The organism is Staphylococcus sp. KUGN1, from assembly GCF_045984185.1.
In the GTDB taxonomy this organism is placed as follows: Bacteria; Bacillota; Bacilli; order Staphylococcales; family Staphylococcaceae; genus Staphylococcus; species Staphylococcus warneri_A.
The window spans coordinates 14,885-37,858 of record NZ_JBJQIL010000002.1 but is presented as its reverse complement, the minus strand read 5'-3'; the positions used below and the strand labels follow the sequence as shown (position 1 = coordinate 37,858).

The window sequence follows — 22,974 nt, the reverse complement described above, 5'->3', positions numbered from 1 at the left end:
GAGAAGTGCTTTTTTGTGTTATTTAAAGTTAATATTAATTATAAATATTTCTTGAAAGTAACGTTACGTTATCCCTTATGTTAGTTGTAAGGAGGTAAAAATCATATGTACAATATAAAATTAATTAGATCTGATGAAGTATACAGACAACTTGTTAGTATGGAAAAAGATAAACGAAACAAATATTTTAAAGAGAAAGTACTTAGAGAGTTTGAAATGAAGTTTCAAATACAGCAGATACCTTTTGATAAAGAGAGCAGTAATAATTTTGATATATTTTCATATTTAGGACAATCGCATATTATTCCTAGTGAGATTAAATTAAATGACATAGACAAGATAAAAGAAATGGATAAGCATTTTTGGAATGATTGTGAACATTCAATAAAGCGTGCAATAAATCGATTTGAAATGTCTGATGTTCAACCTAAAATAAAAGAATATATATTTACAGCTTTATTAGGTGATGAAAATAAACCCACTATGTTCTTGAATCAAAATTATGTTGGGGATGGGGGCATACCAGGGTACATTATTTTATCGTTAGTACCTAATAATTATACATTAAGTAGAGTTAAAAGTGCAATTGCTCATGAAATTAATCATAATATTAGATATCAATATGTTGATTGGGATGGTGGTTCATTAGCAGAATTAATTGTAGCTGAAGGTTTAGCAGAAAATTTTGTGGAATCATTATATGGTACAGATTATATAGGTCCATGGGTAACATCAACAGACTGGAATAAGAACCAAAAATTAATCAAAAATCTTATAAAGAATAATTTAACTATTAATAATATTTTTGAATCAATCCCTTATTTATATGGTGATGAAATTTCAAAATCATATGGTGGCAAATCTAAGGGGATACCATACGCTGCTGGTTATACATGTGGGTATTACTTAATAAAATATTATTTAGAAAAAACAAAATCTAGTATTGAAAAAGCAACAATAATGTCAGCAAATGAAATTTTAAATGAGGTGGAAGCATTTTGGAATACCAATATAGTTTAAAAGACATTATGAAAATAACAGGGGTAACCAAAAGAACACTACATTATTATGATGAAATTGCATTACTAAAAGTTAAAAAGAATGAAAGCAATCATCGTATATATTCTCAGAAAGATTTAGTAAAGTTACAAAAAATAATGTTATTAAAAAACATGGATATGAGTATTAAAGATATAAGTAAATTTATCAATAAAAATGATAGTGAATTGAAATTAATATTACAAAATCAGAAAGAAATTTTAAAGAGAAAAATAGAAAGTTTAGAAAATACAAAGAGTGCAGTTGAAAAGTATATTAAAGATGTTCCAATTACTGAAATTGAAGAATTAAATAGTATACCTTTAGAGCAATATCGAGAAGAAGCAAAATTAAAATATGGACATACAGATACTTATAAAGAATTCATTATATCTAATGGTGAAACTCTATTTAATGAAGAAAAAATGAAAAAGTTTGAAGAAATCTTTCAAAAATTTAATAATCTGTCTTTACATAAAGTGAATGCTAGAAATGCGTATGATGTCGTATATGAGTGGAAAGATTTTATGAACCAAATTGGAATTTTTGATAATCAAATGCTTTGTTTAATAGCAGATACATATCAAAATGATGAAAGGTTTAATAATTATTTTAAACGATACAAAAATCCATATATTACAGAATATATTTCTCAAGCAATTAACTATCATTTATCATAATGAGTTTAGAGTAAATCAAGCACTTCTCGAAATATCGAGAAGTGCTTTTTTTGTGTTATTTATTTAATTCTGAAACAACATCTATCATGTCATCATTAATGACTAAAGAAGCATAAGAGTCATAAGGGGTATTATCTTTATTGATAATAATTAAATTGTCACCTTTGAAATTGGATATGAGACCAGCAGCAGGTTGCACCACTAAAGAAGAGCCTAGTACAACTAATGTGTCTGCATTTTCAATTTTCTGTATTGCACGCATTATAACATTTTGATCCAACATTTCCCCGTATAATACGATGTCAGGTCGAATAGTTGCGCCGCAGATATCGCATTGCTTTAATTGTCTTTCAATGACGTCTTTTTTAGAATATTGTTGATGACATTGATTGCAATAAAAGGTGTTAAGTGACCCATGCAACTCATCTACGTGCTTGCTACCTGCATCCGAATGGAATCCATCGATATTCTGTGTAATGACACCTAAAGATTTTTCCTCATCTTCTAATTGGGCGATCCATTGATGAACAGTATTTGGAGCCTTATCTATGTACATTAATCTTTTATGACAAAAATTAATAAAACCTTCTGGATCATCTTGTAAATAATCGCGACTTAATAAATATTCTGGAGAATAACCTTCTTTAGATATTTCATCAAATAATCCTCCCATAGAGCGAAAGTCAGGTACACCGCTTGCTACCGAAACACCTGCACCTGTAAAAAATACAATGTTACTAGATTGATTTAGTATATTTTTTAAAGATTCAATTTTATTCTTCAAAAAGACACCCCATTTTCATAAAAATTTATCTATACTTTAACTTTATCTCAATCACAAAAACACTTTACAATGATATTATAATAATAAAGCTATTGATATTGAAGACGCCTGTAATTTAATAAAGGGTCAATATAAGATGGAATTTACATAAAACTAGCATGTTAAACATTAGTAGAGACATAGTGAGTAATATTTATGTTTAAATATCATTATATTACAATCAATAATATATTGTAGAGCCTAATTAAGGAGGCAAAATAAAGTGAATAAGCACGACCGTTTAGATGCGATTGCTAAATTAGTAAATAAAAAAGGAACTGTGAGAACCAATGAAATAGTAGATGGATTAAATGTTTCCGATATGACTGTAAGAAGAGATCTAGTAGAACTTGAAAACCAAGGTATATTGACGAAAATACATGGTGGTGCACGAAGTAACTCTACTTTTCAGTATAAAGAGATGTCACATAAAGAAAAACACACACATCAAATGGAAGAAAAAAGGTATATAGCTAAAAAAGCAATTTCATTAATTGAAGATGGTGATACTTTATTTTTAGGACCTGGAACTACTGTAGAAATTTTAGCAGAAGAGATTAATCATCATTCACTTACAGTCATTACGAATTGTTTACCTGTATACAAAATACTATTAGAAAAACAAACCACTAATTTCCGTGTCTACTTATTAGGCGGGGAAATGAGACATTTGACCGAAGCATTTGTAGGTGAAATGGCCAATACGATACTTGAAAAACTACGTTTTAGTAAAATGTTCTTTAGTAGCAATGGTGTTAAAAATGGTGTTGTCATGACTTCTTCAATGGATGAAGCATATACACAACAACTTGCATTAGAACATTCTATTGAGAAGTATTTGCTCATCGACCATTCGAAAGTTGGAAAAGAAGATTTCACATCTTTTTGTCATTTAGATGACTTGACAGCAGTCGTTATGGATGTAACGGATAATGAAAAGTTAGATCAAATAAAATCATATATTGAAGTCGTAGAATAATATTAAAATTAACAAAAACCTTGAATCAATCGATTCAAGGTTTTTATTTTGTTCATAAATTCAACAGTTTTAATCAATTTCCCAAACATTAATGTGTGATAATCACACAATTTAATTATAAATGTTTGAATAAACTATGAATTCAAACAAAATAGCAACATATTATGTTGAATTAATGTTTGATTACGTTTATAATTTAAACATGAAGATTTGAAAGCCTTTTCTCTAATTTTTGAAAGTCGCTTTTAATTAATAAATCAAAAAGGAGATTTTTTATGACAATCATTATTGGATCAGATGTTGATGGTAAACGTTTAAAAGATTTAATTAAAACATACCTAGTTGAAAAGAATTTCGATGTTTTAGACGTAACAGAAGGTAAAGAATTAGATTTCGTTGATTCTACACTTGCCATAGCGAAAGAAGTACAAAAGAACGATGACAATTTAGGAATTGCAATCGATGCTTTTGGTGTAGGTAGCTTTATGACTGCTACAAAAATTAAAGGCATGATTGCTGCAGAAGTATCGGATGAAAGATCTGCTTATATGACAAGAGGTCACAACAATTCAAAAATGATCACTATGGGTTCAGAAATTGTAGGGGATACTTTAGCTAAAAATGTAGTTAAAGGATTCGTTAATGGTCACTATGATGGCGGACGTCATCAAATACGTGTAGATATGCTTAATAAAATGTGCTAATTAAAGGAGGATAAAAAATGAAGATAGCTTTAGGTTGCGATCATATAGTAACTGATACAAAAATGGAAGTTTCACAATTCTTAAAATCAAAAGGTCATGAAGTCATTGACGTTGGGACTTATGATTTTACAAGAACACATTATCCAATCTTCGGAAAAAAAGTAGGAGAACAAGTCACTAGTGGAAATGCAGATTTAGGTATTTGTATTTGCGGAACAGGTGTAGGGATAAACAATGCAGTAAATAAAGTCCCAGGCGTTAGAGCAGCACTTGTACGTGATATGACATCAGCACTATACGCTAAAGAAGAACTCAATGCAAATGTCATTGGTTTTGGTGGGAAAATCATTGGTGAACTTTTAATGTGCGATATTATCGAAGCATTTATCGATGCTAAATATAAACCAACAGAAAAAAATGAAAAGTTAATTGCAAAAATTAAACATTTAGAAACGCATAATGCAGATCAAGCTGATCCTCATTTCTTCGATGAATTTTTAGAAAAATGGGACAAAGGCGAATATCACGATTAAAGGATGACGCATATGATATTAACACTAACATTAAATCCATCAGTAGATATTTCATATGCAATTGAAGCGTTTCATCTCGATACAGTTAATCGAGGATCAAATATTGATAAAACAGCAGGTGGTAAAGGTCTTAATGTGACACGTGTATTAAGTCAAGTAGGTGAGCCAGTTACTGCTAGTGGATTACTAGGTGGTCCATTAGGAGATTTTATTGAAAATCAATTAGACGATTCACAAATTAAACATTCATTTTTCAAAATTAATGAGCTAACGAGAAATTGTATTGCAGTACTACATCAAGGAAAGCAAACAGAAATTTTAGAACAAGGTCCTACGATTAGTAAAGAAGAAGGGGCTAATTTTTTAAAACACGTTGATACATTAATTAAAAAAATAGATGTTGTAGCCATATCAGGTAGCTTACCAAAAGGATTAAATCAGGATTATTATTCAAAGATTATTGAGAAATGTCATGAACATCAATTACCAGTCATACTAGATAGTTCTGGTGACACATTAATGACATCTATACACTCGTCATTCAAACCAACAGTCATAAAACCTAATATAGATGAACTATATCAACTTTTAAATCAACCAGTGGATGAAAGTATAGAAGGACTTAAGAAAGCACTTAACAATCCCATTTTCAATGATATTGAATGGGTTATTGTGTCATTAGGTGCTAAAGGTATGTTTGCTAAGCATCATAATCAATTCTATAAAGTTAATATTCCATCTATCGAAGTATTAAACCCAGTTGGTTCAGGTGACTCTACAGTAGCTGGTATCGCTTCTGCATTGTTAAATCGTGAGAGTGATGAGCAACTACTTAAAAAGGCGAATACATTAGGTATGTTGAATGCTCAAGAATCACGTACTGGATATGTCAATTTAAATAATTATGATGATTTGTATCATCAAATTGAATTATTAGAGGTGTAAATAATGGTAAAAACTCAAAATAAAACGGCAGCAATTTCACAATTAAGTAATGAACAAGGTGTTATTTCAGCACTTGCATTTGACCAACGTGGTGCTTTAAAACGTATGATGGCTAAATATCAAACTGGTGAGCCGACAGTTGAACAAATTGAACAATTAAAAGTTTTAGTAGCAGAAGAATTAACTCAATATGCTTCATCTATCTTACTTGACCCAGAATATGGCTTACCTGCAACAGAAGCAAGAAATAAAAAGTGTGGTTTATTATTAGCTTATGAAAAAACTGGTTACGACGTAAATGCTAAAGGCCGCTTACCAGATTGTTTAGTTGAATGGTCAGCAAAACGACTAAAAGAACAAGGCGCAGACGCAGTTAAATTCTTATTATATTATGACGTTGATGATGAAGAACAAATCAATATTCAAAAGCAAGCTTATATCGAAAGAATCGGTTCAGAATGTGTTGCAGAAGATATTCCATTCTTCTTAGAAGTTCTATCATATGATAACAATATTGCAGATAACGGTAGTGTTGAATTTGCAAAAGTGAAACCTAGAAAAGTGAATGAAGCTATGAAATTATTCTCTGAACCTCGTTTCAACGTTGATGTATTAAAAGTAGAGGTACCTGTAAATATGAAATATGTTGAAGGCTTTGCAGATGGAGAGGTTGTTTATACTAAAGAAGAAGCGGCACAACATTTCAGAGATCAAGAGGCTGCAACAAATTTACCATACATTTATTTAAGTGCTGGTGTATCTGCCGAATTATTCCAAGAAACATTAAAATTTGCACATGAAGCAGGTGCCAAATTTAATGGTGTACTTTGTGGACGTGCTACATGGGCAGGTGCTGTTCAAGTATATATTGAACAAGGTGAAGCAGCAGCTCGTGAGTGGTTACGTACAACTGGATTTAAAAATATCGATGATCTTAACAAAGTACTTACTAAAACAGCAACATCTTGGAAATAAATGACATTGATTTGAGGGGAGTATAGCGCTCATGAATAGAGAAGAAGTACAATTAATTGGATTTGAAATTGTGGCATTTGCGGGAGATGCACGTTCTAAGTTTTTAGAAGCATTAACAGCCGCACAAAATAAAGATTTCGACAAAGCTGAAGCTTTAATTGAAGAAGGCAAAAGCCTTATTGCAGATGCGCATAAAGCACAAACTAGTCTTTTAGCTAAAGAAGCTCAAGGAGAAGATATCGCATATAGTGTGACAATGATGCATGGTCAAGACCATTTAATGACTACGATTTTATTAAAAGATGTCATGTCACATTTAATAGAATTATATAAAAGAGGGTGAAGACCTTGATGAAAAAGTTAATTGCCCAGATTGAGAAGGGTAAACCATTTTTTGAAAAGTTATCAAGAAACATTTATTTAAGAGCTATTCGTGATGGGTTTATTTCAGCAATGCCTGTCATCTTATTCTCAAGTTTATTCTTACTAATCGCTTTTGTACCTAATGTATTTGGATTCAAATGGGATAAAGAGATGGAAGGCATCTTGATGAAACCATATAACTATACAATGGGACTTGTAGCATTACTTGTAGCTGGTACGACAGCTAAATCACTTACAGATTCGTATAACCGTAAGCTAGAAAGTACAAACCAAATCAACTTTATTTCAACTATGCTTGCGTCAATCTGTGGTTTCTTATTCTTAGCAGCCGATCCTGCTAAAGAAGTTGGATTTTTAAATGCGTTTTTAGGAACTAAAGGATTATTAACAGCCTTTATTTCAGCATTTATCACTGTGATTGTTTATAACTTCTTTATTAAACGTGACATTACTATCAAAATGCCTAAAGAAGTACCACCGAATATTTCACAAGTATTCAAAGATATTTTTCCATTTTCAGCAGTTATTTTAATATTATATGGTATTGATTTAACAATTAGAGCAACTATTAAAACGAATGTAGCAGAAGCGGTACTTAAAGTATTTGAACCGTTATTTACAGCAGCTAATGGTTGGATTGGAATCACAATTATCTTTGGTGCCTTTGCATTATTCTGGTTTGTAGGTATCCACGGTCCTTCTATCGTAGAACCTGCAATTGCTGCTATTACATATGCAAATATTGAAGCTAACTTTAAGTTAATTCAAGCAGACGAACATGCTAATAATGTAATTACATCTGGTACACAAATGTTTATCGTAACAATGGGTGGTACAGGTGCTACATTAGTTGTTCCATTTATGTTTATGTGGGTAGCTAAATCTAAACGTAACAGAGCTATTGGTAGAGCATCTGTTGTACCAACATTCTTTGGTGTAAATGAGCCGATCTTGTTTGGTGCGCCATTAGTTTTAAACCCAGTATTCTTTATACCTTTTGTATTAACACCAATTGTAAACGTATGGATCTTTAAATTCTTCGTTGATGTTTTAGGAATGAATAGTTTCTCAGTTAACTTACCATGGACTACACCTGCACCATTAGGTATTGTCATGGGTACGCAATTTGCACTGTTATCATTCGTGCTTGCAGTAGTATTAATCGTCGTTGATATCATTATCTATTATCCGTTCTTAAAAGTTTATGATAATGAAATTCTAGAAGAAGAAGCCGGCATTAAGGAAAGTAATAGTGAGTTACAAGATAAAGTTGCAGCTAACTTTGATACTAAAAAAGCAGATGCTATTTTAGCATCACATTCAAACAAAGGTACTGAAGCTACAACAGACTTAGCAAACAACATTAAACAACAAACAAATGTATTAGTTCTATGTGCAGGTGGAGGAACAAGTGGATTATTAGCCAATGCATTAAATAAAGCAGCTGAAGAATTTAATGTTCCTGTCAAAGCTGCAGCTGGTGGCTACGGTGCACATATGGATATTATGAAAGATTATCAGTTGATTATTTTAGCCCCTCAAGTGGCTTCAAACTATGAAGATATCAAACAAGACACTGACAAATTAGGTATCAAGTTAGTTAAAACTCAAGGTGTTGAGTATATTAATTTAACGCGTGATGGACAAGCAGCACTAGCATTTGTACAAAAACAATTTGAAGATTAGATAGGAGCGTTTTTCATAATGACTAAAAAATTACCTGAAGATTTTATTTTTGGTGGAGCGACTGCCGCATATCAAGCTGAAGGAGCAACTCAAACGGATGGTAAAGGACGTGTCGCATGGGATACTTATTTAGAAGAAAATTACTGGTATACTGCAGAACCTGCAAGTGATTTTCATCATCGTTATCCAGTAGATTTAGAATTAAGTGAAAAGTTTGGTGTGAATGGTATTCGTATATCTATCGCCTGGTCTAGAATTTTTCCAAATGGATATGGTGACGTAAATCCTAAAGGCGTTGAATATTACCATAAACTATTTGCCGAATGTCATAAACGCCATGTAGAACCATTTGTAACGTTACATCACTTCGATACACCTGAAGTACTTCATAAAGATGGTGACTTTTTAAATCGTAAAACGATTGACTATTTTGTAGATTATGCAGAATTCTGTTTTAAAGAATTCCCTGAAGTAAAATACTGGACAACATTTAATGAAATTGGTCCTATTGGTGATGGTCAATACTTAGTTGGTAAGTTTCCTCCAGGTATAACATATGACTTTGGAAAAGTATTTCAATCTCATCACAATATGATGGTGGCACATGCCAAAGCAGTAAAGCTATTTAAAGATGGTGGATATAACGGTGAAATTGGCGTTGTACATGCATTACCTACTAAATATCCTTTAGATCCTAATAATCCAGAAGATGTTAAAGCAGCAGAATTAGAAGATATCATTCATAATAAATTTATTTTAGATGCAACATATTTAGGTAAATATTCAAGAGAAACAATGGAAGGTGTTCAACATATACTTTCTGTGAATGGTGGCAAGTTAGATATCACAGATGAAGATTACCAAATTTTAGATGCAGCTAAAGATTTAAATGACTTCCTAGGTATTAACTACTATATGAGTGATTGGATGAAAGCTTACGATGGAGAATGTCTAATTACGCATAACTCAACTGGTGATAAAGGCGGATCAAAATATCAATTAAAAGGTGTCGGACAAAGAGAGTTTGATGTCGATGTTCCAAGAACAGATTGGGATTGGATGATTTACCCACAAGGTTTATATGACCAAATTATGCGTGTTGTCAAAGACTATCCTAATTATCATAAAATCTATATCACTGAAAATGGTTTAGGTTATAAAGATGAATTTATAGAATCTGAAAAAACAGTTCATGATGATGCACGTATTGATTATATTAAACAACATTTAAATGTTATATCAGATGCAATTGCAGATGGTGCTAATGTTAAGGGTTATTTCTTATGGTCATTAATGGATGTGTTCTCATGGTCAAATGGTTATGAAAAACGATATGGATTATTCTATGTAGATTTTGATACACAAGAACGTTATCCAAAGAAAAGTGCTTATTGGTACAAACAATTAGCTGAAACAAGAGAAATCAAATAAAGTATTTTTTACAAGGTGTGTCATCTTGATGCACCTTGTTTTTTATGTGCGTGATTTGAAAAAATACTATATACTGAATGAAATATATGAAAAAGAGGTAATTTGATGAAGTCAAAATGGCTACTAATGATTAGTATTTTAATCATCGCATTGATTATAGTCGCATTAGCGATAGTTGTACGTCAACAACATGCAACGAAAGTAGATACACAACATTTTAAACAATCATATACTGGTACAATATTTGTGCATGGTTATGGTGGGAGTGCAAACTCAGAAAAATATATGGTAAATCAAGCTGTAAAGCAAGGTGTAACTAATAATGTCATCACAGCTAGGGTATCTAAAAATGGAAATGTCAATTTTAAAGGGAATCTAAAAGACAATGCTGTCAATCCTATAATCAAGGTAGAGATGGAAGATAATAAAAATGGTGACACAGAACAAAACGCTAAAAATATTAAAAATGTATTAGCAAACCTTAAATCAAAATATAAGATTGAAAAGTATAATTTTGTAGGTCACTCAATGGGGAATTTATCATTTGCATACTTTATGAAAATGTATGGTACAGATAAAGACGTACCTCAATTAAATAAAGAAGTTAATATTGCTGGGACATTCAATGGCGTTTTAAATTTAAATGAAAAGGTAAATGAAATTACGGTTGATCATAATGGTAAGCCAAGTAAAATGACTGATAATTACAAAGCATTATTATCTCTTAAAGATAGTTATAAAAATAAAGATATTAAAGTATTAAATATATTTGGAGACTTAAAAGATGGAACACATTCTGATGGGCGTGTTTCAAATGCTTCATCTCAATCTTTAAAATATTTAATAGGAGATTCGGTGAGTAGTTATAAAGAATCTAAATATATTGGAAAGTCAGCACAACATAGCCAATTACATGAAAATAAACAAGTAGCCAATGAAATAATAGAATTTCTTTGGTCTAAATAATTAAAAGGTACAATTTCCATACGTTCAAATCGAGTATTTCTTTTCATTTATAGATTGAAAGAAACGATAATGTAACTTAGTTGGATATTGTACCTTTATTTGTATAGTTTCTTATGATTCACAGTATTCCATTACTAATTCTAATAGCCTTTTTCGATTCGCTTCTCCATATACATGTGGCAAAATCATTATTTCGTCAACATTATAATCATTTTTTAGTTGTTTCAACTGAGCATTTACTTGATAAGGTGACCCACTAATCACACGGTTTGCGTTGGATGACATCTTCTTAAGTTCTCTATCAGACCATTGTCGATTTTTAGCTGTATCAATTGAAGGATAAGATTTAGGTTGATTAGCATAAAAAATCCGTATTAACCATAAATGAAAGGCATTTAGTAATTGATTAGTTTTGTCTTGATTTTCTGCGGTAATGACAAAGGTTGCTAATATAACATATGGTTTTACTTGTTCCCCATAGTGTTGATATATAGTAGATTTATATGTTTCAATAGCCGCTTGAAGTTGCTGTGGTTCTTGTCCCATTTGCGCTATTACAAAAGGTAAGCCTATTCTACCTGCAAGTTTCGCACTTCGTTCACTCATTCCGAGTATAAACATATCAGGATAACTATCTATTTGTGGGGTTGCAATTAAAGTTTGAAATCGATGTGGTTTAGTAACTTCATCAGTAAAATATTTTTGTAAGTCATTTAATTGAGTTTCGAATTGTAGTGGTTGATTTTTATTTTCGTTCAATGCTGCAAAAACATTTGGATAGCTTTTAGAGCGACCTAAAGCCAAATCTACACGTTTTGGATGTCGTGCTTCCATAATTTTAAACTGTTCTGCTACTTTATATGGACTATAGTGTGGCATCATGATACCACCGCTTCCAATACGTATATGATTCGTTTGTTCTAACAGAGACATCATAATCATCTCTGGTGCACTTGATGCTACTGATAAAACTTGGTGATGTTCTGCTACCCAATATCTTTCATATCCCAACTGTTCTGCAAGTTGTGCTAATTCGATACTATGATTCAGTGCATCAGAAGCATTTCTATTTTCAAAAATAGGCACGTAATCTAAAATACTTAGTTTCATAATTGAATGCATCTCCAATTTTGATCTCATTTATTGATTCATATTATACAGTTCAGACGAAATGATTGCGACATCTTGAACTGAGGTATTATGGTAGTATTAATAAATTGAAAAAGGATGATTCGATGAATAATGAACAAATTATTTTTAATAAATATCCTGATGGTATGCCACAGGACGATACATTTAAATACGAAGAAATAGAAACTAAAGATCCACAGAGTGGTGAGATACAATTAAAAACATTGTATATTTCAGTTGATCCGTATATGCGAGGTAGAATGTCACAAGGTGACTCCTATGTTCAACCATTTGAAGTAGGACAACCAATTATAAGTCATATCGTTGCTCAAGTAACTACTTCAGAAGCGGATGGTTTCCAAGAAGGCGATATCGTTACAGGTATGCTACCTTGGAAAAAATATAATACAGTTACTAGTGACAAAGTTAATGTTGTGCCATCTACAGAAGTACCACTTGAATTGTATTTAAGTGTACTAGGTATGCCAGGCCAAACAGCTTATCATGGTTTATTAGATATTGGACGTCCACAAGAAGGTGAAACAGTTGTTGTTTCAGCAGCTTCAGGTGCCGTAGGTTCTGTGGTAGGTCAAATTGCTAAGATCAAAGGATGTCGTGTGGTAGGCATCGCTGGTGGACCTGATAAAGTCAATTATTTAACTGATACATTAGGTTTTGATGCCGGTATTGATTACAAAGATGAGTATTTCGCTGAGAATTTAGCACAAGCATTACCAGATGGCGTGGATGTATATTATGAAAATGTTGGTGGAGCTATTGCAGATGAAGTATTTAAACATCTTAATCGCTTTGCACGTGTGCCTGTGTGTGGTGCTATTTCTTCATATAATCACCCTGAAGACGACATTGGTCCAAGAATACAAGGCACGTTAGTTAAAAAACAAGCTATGATGAGAGGTTTCTTGGTAGCCGAATTTGCAAATGATTTTAAAAATGCGAGTGAAGCATTAGCAGAATGGGTTCGTGAAGATAAAATAAAAACGCAAACAACTGTGGCTAAAGGGTTTGACAAAGTACCAGAAGCATTTAGAAATCTTTTTACAGGTGACAATTTTGGGAAGCAAGTGATTAAAGTAGCAGACCCTGAATAAAAAAGTATATATTAATAACGAGGTAGATCGTTTAATTTAAACCAATTTGAGGTGATTGCAGCATGAAAGCATTAGGATTTGAACAACCATTTAACTTAGGTGAAGGGAACCACTTTAAAGCATATGACATAGACCTACCACAACCTAGGGACACTGAAATTTTAGTGAAAGTAAATAGTATTAGTGTAAATCCCGTAGACACTAAACAAAGGCAATTGCCAGTATCTCATTCACCAAGAATTTTAGGATTTGATGCTATTGGTATAGTTGAATCAATTGGAAAGAATGTGTCTATGTTTAAAGAAGGAGATAGAGTGTTTTATTCAGGTTCACCTATCCAACATGGTTCAAATGCTGAATATCAATTAATAGATGAACAGTTAGTCGCTCATGCACCTGAAAATGTTTCAGATGAACAAGCAGCGAGTTTACCATTAACTGGAATTACCGCATCAGAAACTTTGTTTGATTGCTTCAATATTTCAGAACGTTCAAAAGACAATGAAGGTAAATCTATATTAATTATTAATGGTGCTGGTGGTGTAGGTAGTATTGCAACACAAATTGCACATCACTATGGTTTACAAGTCATTACAACTGCGTCTAGAGATGAAACAAAGAAATGGTGTTACGACATGGGGGCAGACATTGTAATCAATCATAAAAAAGATTTAAAACAGCAAATATCTCAACAAGGCATTGAAGAAGTGGATTATATATTCTGTACTTTTAATACGGATATGTATTATGAAACGATGATTGATTTAATAAGACCAAGAGGACATATTGCGACAATTGTAGCTTTTAATGAAAAACAAGATTTAAATCTACTTAAGTCAAAAAGTATTTCATTTTCTCATGAGTTTATGTTTGCGAGACCTGTTCATCAAACTAGAGATATGATTAAGCATCATGATTACTTAAAAGATATTGCAATAAAAATAGAGCAGGGTGTCTATCAACCTACAACTACTAAGGTGATTGAAGGTTTAACAGTAGACAATCTTTATAAGGCACACCAAATATTAGAAAGTCATACAATGATAGGTAAGTTAGTAATCAACATTTAATTATTTATGGGAAGTTATTTCGAAAAATTGAATCATAGAGTAAGAAGCAATTTAATTAGGACGAAATGAATAGATATTAAACGTCGAATTAACTGGAATTATTAAGCAACAAAATAGGTATATATGATTAAAACCTGAGACATCGTGTCTCAGGTTTTTTAATTTATCTATAGATCAATCTAAATTTAACAAATTATTAAAATATTAATTGATACAAATTGAAAATAAATAAAATATGATTGGGAGTAAGTAGCTAGGGTATATGAAAGATATAAAAAAGGGGAGTGTTTTACATATGAAGGATAAATCTATTAGCATCGTATTTTGGGTTGCATTATCCATTTGTACGCTATTCGTTATTTATGGTGCAATATTACCAAAACAATTAGAAACCGTTACTAAAAATATTACTTCATTTATAGCGGTTAACTTTTCATGGTATTACCTATTATTAGTGCTACTAATCTTAATAGTATGTGTGTATTTACTATTTTCTAGGTATGCATCAATTACTTTAGGTAAAGAAGGTGAAGATCCAGAGTTCTCATTACCATCATGGTTTGCAATGTTATTCAGTGCTGGTATGGGAATTGGTTTAGTATTTTGGACAACAGCTGAACCTATTAGTCATGCTTTTAAACTAACACCTTTGCATAAAGCAGGTACACAAACTGCAATCAACGATGCCATGCAATTTTCATTTTTCCATTGGGGTATTCATGCATGGGCAGTATATGGCATTGTTGCACTAGTCTTTGCTTATTTTAGCTTTCATAAAGGCTATCCAGGTTTAGTAAGTGCAACTCTAGTCCCAATATTTGGAGAAAAGGCCATGAAAGGTCCTATAGGAGGTGCCATTGACGTATTAGCGGTGATCGCTACTGTAACAGGCGTAGCTGCGACATTAGGTTTTGGTGCTTTACAAATTAATGAAGGACTTCATTTTCTATTTCATCTACCAAATAATTTTGGTACACAAGTGGTCTTAATTGTGATTGCAACAGTTTTATTTACTTGGTCTGCCTGGTCAGGTATCGATAAAGGTATTAAAACACTAAGTAACATTAATATGGCGTTAGCGTTTATTGTATTAGTTGGTTTATTTATTGTGGGTCCAACACTTTATATTTTAAATACGTTTACGAACGGATTAGGTAATTATATAGCCCATTTCTTTAGTATGAGTTTAAGAATCCCATCAAGTCAGCAAAAATTCCAATGGTTACAAAATTGGACGATCTTTTATTGGGCATGGTGGGTATCCTGGGCACCATTTGTAGGAATATTTATTGCACGTGTTTCAAGAGGTCGTACTATTAAAGAATTTATTTTGGGCGTATTGTTTGTCCCGGCATTAGTTTGCTTTATATTCTTTGCAGTTTTCGGTGCATCTGCAATGTATTTGCAAGACAATAAAATTGCTAACATTGCAAAAGAAGCAACTGAAACTGCTACATTTGCCACACTAGAACATTATCCACTTGGATTTATTTTAAGTATTATTACGTTAATCGTAATTATGATTTTCTTTGTTACATCTGCAGATTCAGCGACTTACGTATTAGGAATGCTCAGTTCACAAGGCGATATTAATCCATCTTCAATTGTAAAGGTCAGTTGGGGAATCATTATGGCTTTATTTGCCATTATCATGATTTATACAGGTGGAACACAAGCAATACAGAACTTACTTATTATAGCAGCGTTGCCGTTTTCAATTGTCATTATTTTAATGATATGGTCATTATTTAAATCACTAGGTGAAGAAAAACCACGACCAAGTAATAAAATATTAGTCAAAGATAGAGATTCCGATGTATTAGAATATAAAAGTTCGAAAGATAAAAAAAGTTTTTAGATTTTTTTAAATAAATGTTTTCGATTGCAATTAAATGGGAATAAACCATATAAGTAGTACTTAATTAAATATAAAAACTGATTATTAAATTTTAAATTATTGGTTTTGATTTATTTATAATAGGGTACTCATTTTGTGTGATACTAAAAAAATATAATACTAATTGAGGAGGTGTCATACGAGGTGAAAAGACTTAAAAACTTTATCCTTGGCCTACTTATTGTAGTCATCGTTGGTTTCCTATTGTTTATGTATATTAAAGATAGTCGTATTTCTCAATACCAAGATTACTTCTTACAATTCAATTGGTTCCAACCACTATTGATTGGCCTAGCAGGATTGCTAATATTAATTGGTTTAATATTAGTACTAAGCATATTTAAACCTACGTATAGAAAACCTGGATTGTACAAAGAATTTGACGATGGTCATGTCTATGTATCAAGAAAAGCCGTTGAGAAAACAGTTTATGACACGATCGCTAAATATGATCAAGTTAGACAACCTAACGTTGTTACTAAAATGTACAACAAGAAGAAAAAATCATTTATTGATATTAAGGCAGATTACTTTGTTCCAAACAATGTTCAAGCAACATCATTAACAGAAAGTATTCGTGCTGATATTAAACAAAATGTTGAACACTTTACTGAAATGCCAGTAAGAAAATTAGAAGTAAACGTCAAAGATCAGAAAACTTCTGGTCCAAGAGTGTTGTAAGGGAGGGATATCATGGCTAATAATAATAACCAAAATGGACAAGACTCTACGCAACAACTTATTAACATATTGAAAACTTTCAAATGGAGAATCATCGGATTTTTAGCATTTTTACTTATAGCTATATTATTCCTAACTTTAGGTTTCTGGAAAACCATTTTAATTATTGTTTTATGTTTAATAGGAATTGGAATTGGGTATATTAAAGACCGTACACAAGACTTTTTGAATTTTCTAAATAGATGGAGTTAATTTAACTTTAATTTCTAAGATGTTCATTGAAAGTTTTAAAAAGATTAAAGAATAACAATTTTATTTAAAAAGGAGAATGCAAAATGGCAGTAGATAACAATAAAGCAAAACAAGCGTATGATAACCAAACAGGTGTTAAAGAAAAAGAAAGACAAGAACAACAAAAACAACAGCAACAACAAGAAAATCAACAACCTCAATTTGAAAACAAATTAACTTTCTCTGATGAAGTTGTTGAAAAAATTGCTGGTATCGCAGCTCGCGAAGTTAAAGGTATCTTAGATATGAAAGGCGGCTTCACTGATAGCTTTACTAATGCTTTCTCAAGCGGTAACAATGTAACTACAGGTGTTTCTGTTGAAGTTGGAGAAAAACAAGCTGCAATCGACTTAAAAGTTATTTTAGAATATGGTGAATCTGCACCAAAAATCTTCCGTAAAGTAACTGACTTAGTTAAAGAACAAGTGAAATATATCACTGGTTTAGAAGTTGTAGAAGTTAACATGCAAGTTGATGATGTTATGACTAAAAAAGAATGGCAACAAAAACATGAAAAAGAAAACAACCAAAACAACAACAATAACGAAAGACAAGGTTTACAATAATCTGTCCATTTAGTTATTTAGTTTTATAATTAAGAAACCGTGAGATACTTTAAAGCGTATCTCACGGATTTTTTATGTCTTATTATCATGTATTAAGAATGTAAGGGGTTGTTTACTTTAATATATGTGTATTCATGCGCTTCATCTTCTAAGCACATGGTAGTCACGCACTTATAATCAATTGATTTAGCAAATATTACATTTTGAATTTCAGAGATTCTTTCATTAGAAACATCGGTAATTGTATCTAAAATTTGGTGTATGATGTTCGCTATATCGTTCCAAATTAAATCTTCTAAATCATCTTGATTAGCAGATTGTACAACGTTTAATATTAATTCACCTAAATGATTTTGGACAGTTGAATAAAATGCTTTATTGAAAACAGAGTCTTTAGATTCTGTCAAAATACGAGATTTCTCGTGAAATTGATTTGTAGCATAACCCATGCTATTTAATCTAGCTTGATCGATTCGTAATCCTTCAAAATCTCTTACATATAAATGATTTAATGAACCATCTTCGTTAAAATGTGCTATTGCGTTCTGTAGATGTGCTTCAAGTGCAATGCCATACTTAGTTAATAGAGGCACTACTAAGCCTAATAGGGCATGACTATAATCTTTCATCCAAGCTTGGGCAGCTTCATCGTATGAAGTGAAGTCATTGTGATTTTGGTATAACTTAATTAATGACACAATTGGCGGCTCAGGGTGATATGGATATTGGGCAACTAGACTTGATGGAATCATTGATGTTAACCCTTTTTCCTTAAGATGAATGTTAATATTGGTTCTAAACAAAGTACCTAATTGTTCACTACGCTCTGTTTGTATCGGGTCTTGGTCGTTTCCATTATAAAAATGGATACCAGCTAATTCATCAATGACCGATGATGCATATGGTTTGAATGTCATGTCATTAACTAATATTTGATTTAAAATGTGGGTCACTAATGGACCGTTATGTGTGGTTTGTTCCGATAATGTTCTAATCTCTCCTGTAATATGCACATTAGTTGATAATTTAATATGAGGATCTTCATTAGGTGCTTTTGGCATCAATGTTCTAAATGATAACCCAGCATAATACGGTAAAGTACAATGTGTCTTTATGATCAAATGTTGATCAAGTTCTTTACTATAATCACGAGCAAGCACTTCATCATATTGCCAAGGATGCACAATCATCACATGATAATCATCTAGACTGATATCATGATATTCTTTTACTTCATCCTGAAGTTGTTGATACATTTTAGGGAAAAGTTGGTTCATCATGTCATTATAAGATTTAGCTAATGATTGAACTCTACTAAATTGATGATGTATCAAAATAATTTTCAAATTAATGGGTTGCGCAAATTCAGGAGAATATTTAAATGTCTCACTAGAATTCATACCTTTTCTTAACTTTGCTCCTGGATGTAGGGGATGACCTTCAATAACAGATTGTTCTGAACGTAAATAGCTATCGTCATGATTTTTAATAATATCAAACAAAGGTCGTGACTCATCTTTCATACTATAGGCTTGATAGCTAATAGCAAAAATCATATTTGCAGCGCTGTTAGTTAAATCATCTTTAAATTGATCGCTCGCCTCGTTGTCTAACTCCGGTGCTTCAATTAAAACCCATTCTAAAATATCATTCGGATGTTCTACTCGATAAAATATTGAATCATTTATGGATTGATAATAAAAAGGACCTTCAACATCTACACGATTAAATGCATGTTTACCACTTATAGGTGCATATAACTTTTTGTGAGATGCTTTAAATTCTATTTCTAAAACTTCAGGTCGATGGCTTGATAAACCTTCAATATCTTTACTTTTTAATATTCTGCTATGATCATTGCCATTTACCAAATTTTCTCTATGTATGGATGTGACTAATCTTTGTGTCACTTTATCGCGACCGATATTTACATTTTCAATAAAGTATTGAGACCATTCTGGATGGGATTGACTTAAAAATTGATAAGCATCTTGCTCATCTTTGGTCAAATTAAATTTATTGTCTTTTGCAATTTTAATTGAATTCATAATTCACCTCTAAAAAAATATTTTACAAAAATTAATAAGATTTGTATAATCCATATTAATGATAATGATTATTATTATCAATTAAAAAGACAGGTGAAATTTATGGCTAAATTTTTCTTTTCCAGTTCATTTCTTCTGTTTTTAGGGAATTGGATTGGGCAAATCGGGTTAAACTGGTTTGTACTTACTACATATCATAACGCAGTTTATTTAGGTTTAGTTAATTTTTGCCGGCTCGTACCCATTTTGTTACTAAGTGTATGGGCAGGCTCTATAGCTGATAAATATGATAAAGGAAATTTACTGCGTATTACAATAACTTCATCATTCTTAGTGACGGCAATACTATGTGTGATGACATACTCATTTAATCAGATTCCAGTATATATTGTATTAATATATGCGACATTACGAGGAATGTTAAGTGCTGTTGAAACACCTGTGAGACAAGCGATCTTACCAGATTTATCTAATAAAATCACAACAACACAAGCAGTATCATTTCACTCATTTATAATTAATATTTGTCGTTCTATTGGTCCAGCCATAGCAGGTGTTATTCTAGCAGTTTATCATGCACCAACGACATTTTTAGCTCAAGCTATTTGTTATCTCATAGCGGTAGCTTTATGTTTCCCTATACATATCCAAGCTACTCATATGGGGGATCATCAAAAAGAGATGTCAATAAAAGTAGTGATGGATTATTTCAAACGCAATTTAGAAGGCAGTAAGATTTTCTTTACATCACTATTAATTATGGCAACCGGCTTTTCATATACAACTATATTACCGGTACTGACTAATCATGTATTCCCAGGACAATCTGAAATATTTGGTATTGCAATGACTTGTTGTGCCATTGGAGGCATTATTGCTACTGTGATATTACCTAAAATTCTCGATTATATCGATGCTGTTAAAATGTATTATCTTAGTTCATTACTATTTGGCATCGCCTTATTAGGTATCATTGTTCATAATTTAGTAATCATGTTTATCTGTATTACTTTAATTGGATTATTTAGCCAATGGGCGAGAACAACAAATCGCGTATATTTCCAAAATAGTGTTAAAGATTATGAAAGGGGTAAGGTATTAAGTATTGTAATGATGGACCGAGGCATGATACCGTTAGGAAGTTTAATTATGAGTTTCTTTGCTGACAAATTTGGCGTATTAAATACATTTTTAATTATGGGAATAAGTACAGTAGCCATTTCGATCATATTTTACTTAATGCAACGAGTTCATAAAATTGGAGGAATTTCACAATGACACGCAATGAGTGGTTACTTGCGGATAAAAACATTCAACATAGAATGTTAAATGCAATTTTAAAAGAGCAAATATGTCCTGAGGACGCAAAAATAAATAAAACAACAGAAAAAATTGAATTACAATATCATGGACGAGTTCTAACTGCCTATGTTTTAAGAAAAAGTATGTTAGAAAGATATGTATTTGATGGAGCATTCACCTATCAATGTGGTGATGAACGCATTCAAATTACAAGTTTAGAAAGTTTACTTAACATATTGAATGATGCTTTTGATATTGAAATATCTGAGCGTTTATATCATGAGCTTATCCATAGTAGGGATAGCTTTGTAGAATCATATAAACAATTTAATAATAGAGCATCATTAATTCATCAAAGTATGACATTTTCAATGTTGCCAGACACGATTAATTTTTTTACGTGGTTACAACATATAAAAGATAATGGTGCTACAAATGATTTAAGTTACTCTGAAAGTTTAGTATTAGAAGGACATCCTACACATCCTTTAACTAAGACGAAGTTGCCATTAACGACAGAGGAAATACGTCGCTATGCACCAGAATTTGAAAAAATTATTCCATTACATATTATGCTCGTTTCATCATCACATATCATCACGACATCAATGGAAAATGATGAACAGTATATCGTTAATCAAGTTATTCCAGAACTAAAAGATAAATTACAAGCTTTTCTTAAACCACTCGATTTAGATATCAATGATTACCGGGCAATCTTTGTTCATCCTTGGCAATATGACCATGTGATTGGGGAACGTTTTAAAACATGGATTAGCGACAAAATATTAATACCAACCCCATTTACAGTTGAATCTAAAGCCACATTGTCATTTAGAACGATGGAGTTATTGCATCATCCATTTCATATTAAATTGCCAGTCAATGTACAAGCAACAAGTGCTGTACGTACGATATCTACTGTAACAACGGTTGATGGCCCTAAGTTAAGTTATGCATTGCAAGATATGTTGAATATATATCCTGAATTAAAAGTGGCTGCGGAGCCATTTGGTGAGTATGTTGATGTGGACCCTGACTTAGCTCGTCAATTAGCATGTATCGTAAGAGAAAAGCCAGTGTTAACTCAAGAAGGTTCAACTATAGTAAGTGCGAGTTTAGTGAATCGTAATCCAGTTGATAACGATGTCGTGGTTGATAGTTATATTAAGTGGACTTATAACGAGCTCACTTCAGAATCGATAGAACGATTTATTCGTCAATATACTAGTACATTAGTAAGACCATTAATAGCGTATATTCAAGATTACGGTATTGCCTTAGAAGCACATATGCAAAATACTATTGTTAATCTTGGCCCTAATTACCAAATGAACTTTTTAGTCCGTGATTTGGGTGGTTCACGTATTGATTTGCAAACATTGAAATATAAGTTACCAGATGTTGAGATTACGAATGAAAGTTTAATTGCAGATTCAATTGAAGCAGTGATAGGTAAGTTTCAACATGCCGTTGTTCAAAACCAACTTGCAGAATTAATTCATCATTTTAATCAATATGACATGGTGAATGAACAGGCATTATTTAAAATAGTTCAACAAGAAATTGAAACTGCGATTGATGACAATAAAAATCATGCCGAAGCTTTACATCGTGTCTTATTTGGACAAAAGATTTCAGTTAAAGCATTATTAAGTATGAGAATGGAAAATAAAGTGAAGAAATATTTGAATACAGAATTGGAAAATCCAATAAAAAAAGAGGTGTAAGT

22 protein-coding genes are annotated in these 22,974 nt (G+C 31.8%); 19 read left to right on the top strand and 3 right to left on the bottom strand.

Annotation, left to right across the window (positions count from 1 at the left end; all coding sequences use genetic code 11):
* Positions 1–105 precede the first annotated feature (105 nt).
* On the top strand, positions 106–1,020 hold the full coding sequence (locus ACJQQZ_RS06530) for a DUF2268 domain-containing putative Zn-dependent protease (RefSeq protein WP_145505397.1): 915 nt from the start codon (positions 106–108) through the stop codon (positions 1,018–1,020).
* A complete protein-coding gene (locus ACJQQZ_RS06525) occupies positions 999–1,718 on the top strand; it encodes a MerR family transcriptional regulator (RefSeq protein ID WP_002450499.1) in 720 nt (239 codons plus the stop codon). The genes ACJQQZ_RS06530 and ACJQQZ_RS06525 overlap by 22 nt, the downstream gene beginning before the upstream one ends.
* A gap of 55 nt (positions 1,719–1,773) precedes the next feature.
* Here ACJQQZ_RS06525 and ACJQQZ_RS06520 read toward each other — a convergent pair whose 3' ends face one another.
* Positions 1,774–2,502, bottom strand: a complete 729-nt coding sequence (locus ACJQQZ_RS06520) for an NAD-dependent protein deacylase (protein WP_002450498.1) — start codon at positions 2,500–2,502, stop codon at positions 1,774–1,776.
* Between the two features lie 262 nt (positions 2,503–2,764).
* On the opposite strand from ACJQQZ_RS06520, the gene ACJQQZ_RS06515 reads away from it, so the two are divergent.
* The 9 genes from ACJQQZ_RS06515 to ACJQQZ_RS06475 all read left to right on the top strand — a co-directional run bounded on the left by ACJQQZ_RS06515 (position 2,765) and on the right by ACJQQZ_RS06475 (position 11,144).
* Positions 2,765–3,520 (top strand): DeoR/GlpR family DNA-binding transcription regulator, encoded by a 756-nt coding sequence (locus ACJQQZ_RS06515; protein ID WP_002450497.1) that lies wholly within the window; start codon positions 2,765–2,767, stop codon positions 3,518–3,520.
* A 275-nt stretch (positions 3,521–3,795) separates the two neighbouring features.
* Entirely contained in the window at positions 3,796–4,224 is a 429-nt protein-coding gene (gene lacA, locus ACJQQZ_RS06510; RefSeq protein ID WP_002450496.1) for a galactose-6-phosphate isomerase subunit LacA, read from the top strand.
* 17 nt (positions 4,225–4,241) lie between these two features.
* Positions 4,242–4,757 carry a galactose-6-phosphate isomerase subunit LacB gene (gene lacB, locus ACJQQZ_RS06505; RefSeq protein ID WP_002450495.1) on the top strand — a complete coding sequence of 172 codons (516 nt, stop codon included), beginning with the start codon at positions 4,242–4,244 and terminating at the stop codon, positions 4,755–4,757.
* Positions 4,758–4,769: 12 nt separating this feature from the next.
* Positions 4,770–5,702, top strand: a complete 933-nt coding sequence (lacC, locus tag ACJQQZ_RS06500; RefSeq protein WP_145505394.1) for a tagatose-6-phosphate kinase — start codon at positions 4,770–4,772, stop codon at positions 5,700–5,702.
* A 3-nt stretch (positions 5,703–5,705) separates the two neighbouring features.
* Positions 5,706–6,677 (top strand): tagatose-bisphosphate aldolase, encoded by a 972-nt coding sequence (gene lacD / locus ACJQQZ_RS06495; RefSeq protein WP_145505391.1) that lies wholly within the window; start codon positions 5,706–5,708, stop codon positions 6,675–6,677.
* A 31-nt stretch (positions 6,678–6,708) separates the two neighbouring features.
* Positions 6,709–7,020, top strand: a complete 312-nt coding sequence (locus ACJQQZ_RS06490) for a PTS lactose/cellobiose transporter subunit IIA (protein WP_002450492.1) — start codon at positions 6,709–6,711, stop codon at positions 7,018–7,020.
* A 5-nt stretch (positions 7,021–7,025) separates the two neighbouring features.
* Positions 7,026–8,747, top strand: a complete 1,722-nt coding sequence (locus ACJQQZ_RS06485) for a lactose-specific PTS transporter subunit EIIC (protein ID WP_145505388.1) — start codon at positions 7,026–7,028, stop codon at positions 8,745–8,747.
* Positions 8,748–8,765: 18 nt separating this feature from the next.
* Entirely contained in the window at positions 8,766–10,178 is a 1,413-nt protein-coding gene (gene lacG / locus ACJQQZ_RS06480) for a 6-phospho-beta-galactosidase (RefSeq protein WP_145505384.1), read from the top strand.
* A 105-nt stretch (positions 10,179–10,283) separates the two neighbouring features.
* Positions 10,284–11,144: an alpha/beta hydrolase gene (locus ACJQQZ_RS06475; RefSeq protein ID WP_002450488.1), complete on the top strand. Its 861-nt coding sequence runs from the start codon at positions 10,284–10,286 to the stop codon at positions 11,142–11,144.
* Between the two features lie 111 nt (positions 11,145–11,255).
* Here the strand turns inward: ACJQQZ_RS06475 and ACJQQZ_RS06470 are convergent, their stop codons facing one another.
* The gene (locus tag ACJQQZ_RS06470; RefSeq protein WP_002450487.1) at positions 11,256–12,254 is read right to left on the bottom strand and encodes an LLM class flavin-dependent oxidoreductase; all 999 of its coding nucleotides are present in this window, start codon (positions 12,252–12,254) and stop codon (positions 11,256–11,258) included.
* A 125-nt stretch (positions 12,255–12,379) separates the two neighbouring features.
* Between ACJQQZ_RS06470 and ACJQQZ_RS06465 the strand changes: the two genes are divergently transcribed.
* From ACJQQZ_RS06465 to ACJQQZ_RS06440, 6 genes are all read left to right on the top strand, one after another.
* Positions 12,380–13,387: an NADP-dependent oxidoreductase gene (locus tag ACJQQZ_RS06465; protein ID WP_107533055.1), complete on the top strand. Its 1,008-nt coding sequence runs from the start codon at positions 12,380–12,382 to the stop codon at positions 13,385–13,387.
* A 62-nt stretch (positions 13,388–13,449) separates the two neighbouring features.
* Positions 13,450–14,457: a zinc-binding alcohol dehydrogenase family protein gene (locus tag ACJQQZ_RS06460; protein ID WP_145505381.1), complete on the top strand. Its 1,008-nt coding sequence runs from the start codon at positions 13,450–13,452 to the stop codon at positions 14,455–14,457.
* A 295-nt stretch (positions 14,458–14,752) separates the two neighbouring features.
* Positions 14,753–16,315 (top strand): BCCT family transporter, encoded by a 1,563-nt coding sequence (locus ACJQQZ_RS06455; RefSeq protein ID WP_145505378.1) that lies wholly within the window; start codon positions 14,753–14,755, stop codon positions 16,313–16,315.
* A 183-nt stretch (positions 16,316–16,498) separates the two neighbouring features.
* Positions 16,499–17,035, top strand: a complete 537-nt coding sequence (gene amaP, locus ACJQQZ_RS06450; protein WP_002450483.1) for an alkaline shock response membrane anchor protein AmaP — start codon at positions 16,499–16,501, stop codon at positions 17,033–17,035.
* 12 nt (positions 17,036–17,047) lie between these two features.
* Positions 17,048–17,287, top strand: a complete 240-nt coding sequence (locus ACJQQZ_RS06445; RefSeq protein WP_002450482.1) for a DUF2273 domain-containing protein — start codon at positions 17,048–17,050, stop codon at positions 17,285–17,287.
* An 83-nt stretch (positions 17,288–17,370) separates the two neighbouring features.
* The gene (locus tag ACJQQZ_RS06440; RefSeq protein ID WP_002450481.1) at positions 17,371–17,892 is read left to right on the top strand and encodes an Asp23/Gls24 family envelope stress response protein; all 522 of its coding nucleotides are present in this window, start codon (positions 17,371–17,373) and stop codon (positions 17,890–17,892) included.
* Positions 17,893–17,984: 92 nt separating this feature from the next.
* Here ACJQQZ_RS06440 and ACJQQZ_RS06435 read toward each other — a convergent pair whose 3' ends face one another.
* Positions 17,985–19,940 (bottom strand): IucA/IucC family protein, encoded by a 1,956-nt coding sequence (locus ACJQQZ_RS06435; RefSeq protein ID WP_145505372.1) that lies wholly within the window; start codon positions 19,938–19,940, stop codon positions 17,985–17,987.
* 102 nt (positions 19,941–20,042) lie between these two features.
* On the opposite strand from ACJQQZ_RS06435, the gene ACJQQZ_RS06430 reads away from it, so the two are divergent.
* Positions 20,043–21,218, top strand: coding sequence for an MFS transporter (locus ACJQQZ_RS06430; protein WP_002450479.1), 1,176 nt, complete (start codon positions 20,043–20,045; stop codon positions 21,216–21,218).
* Positions 21,215–22,972: an IucA/IucC family protein gene (locus tag ACJQQZ_RS06425; protein ID WP_002450478.1), complete on the top strand. Its 1,758-nt coding sequence runs from the start codon at positions 21,215–21,217 to the stop codon at positions 22,970–22,972. Before ACJQQZ_RS06430 ends, ACJQQZ_RS06425 begins: the two co-directional genes overlap by 4 nt.
* Positions 22,973–22,974 lie beyond the last annotated feature (2 nt).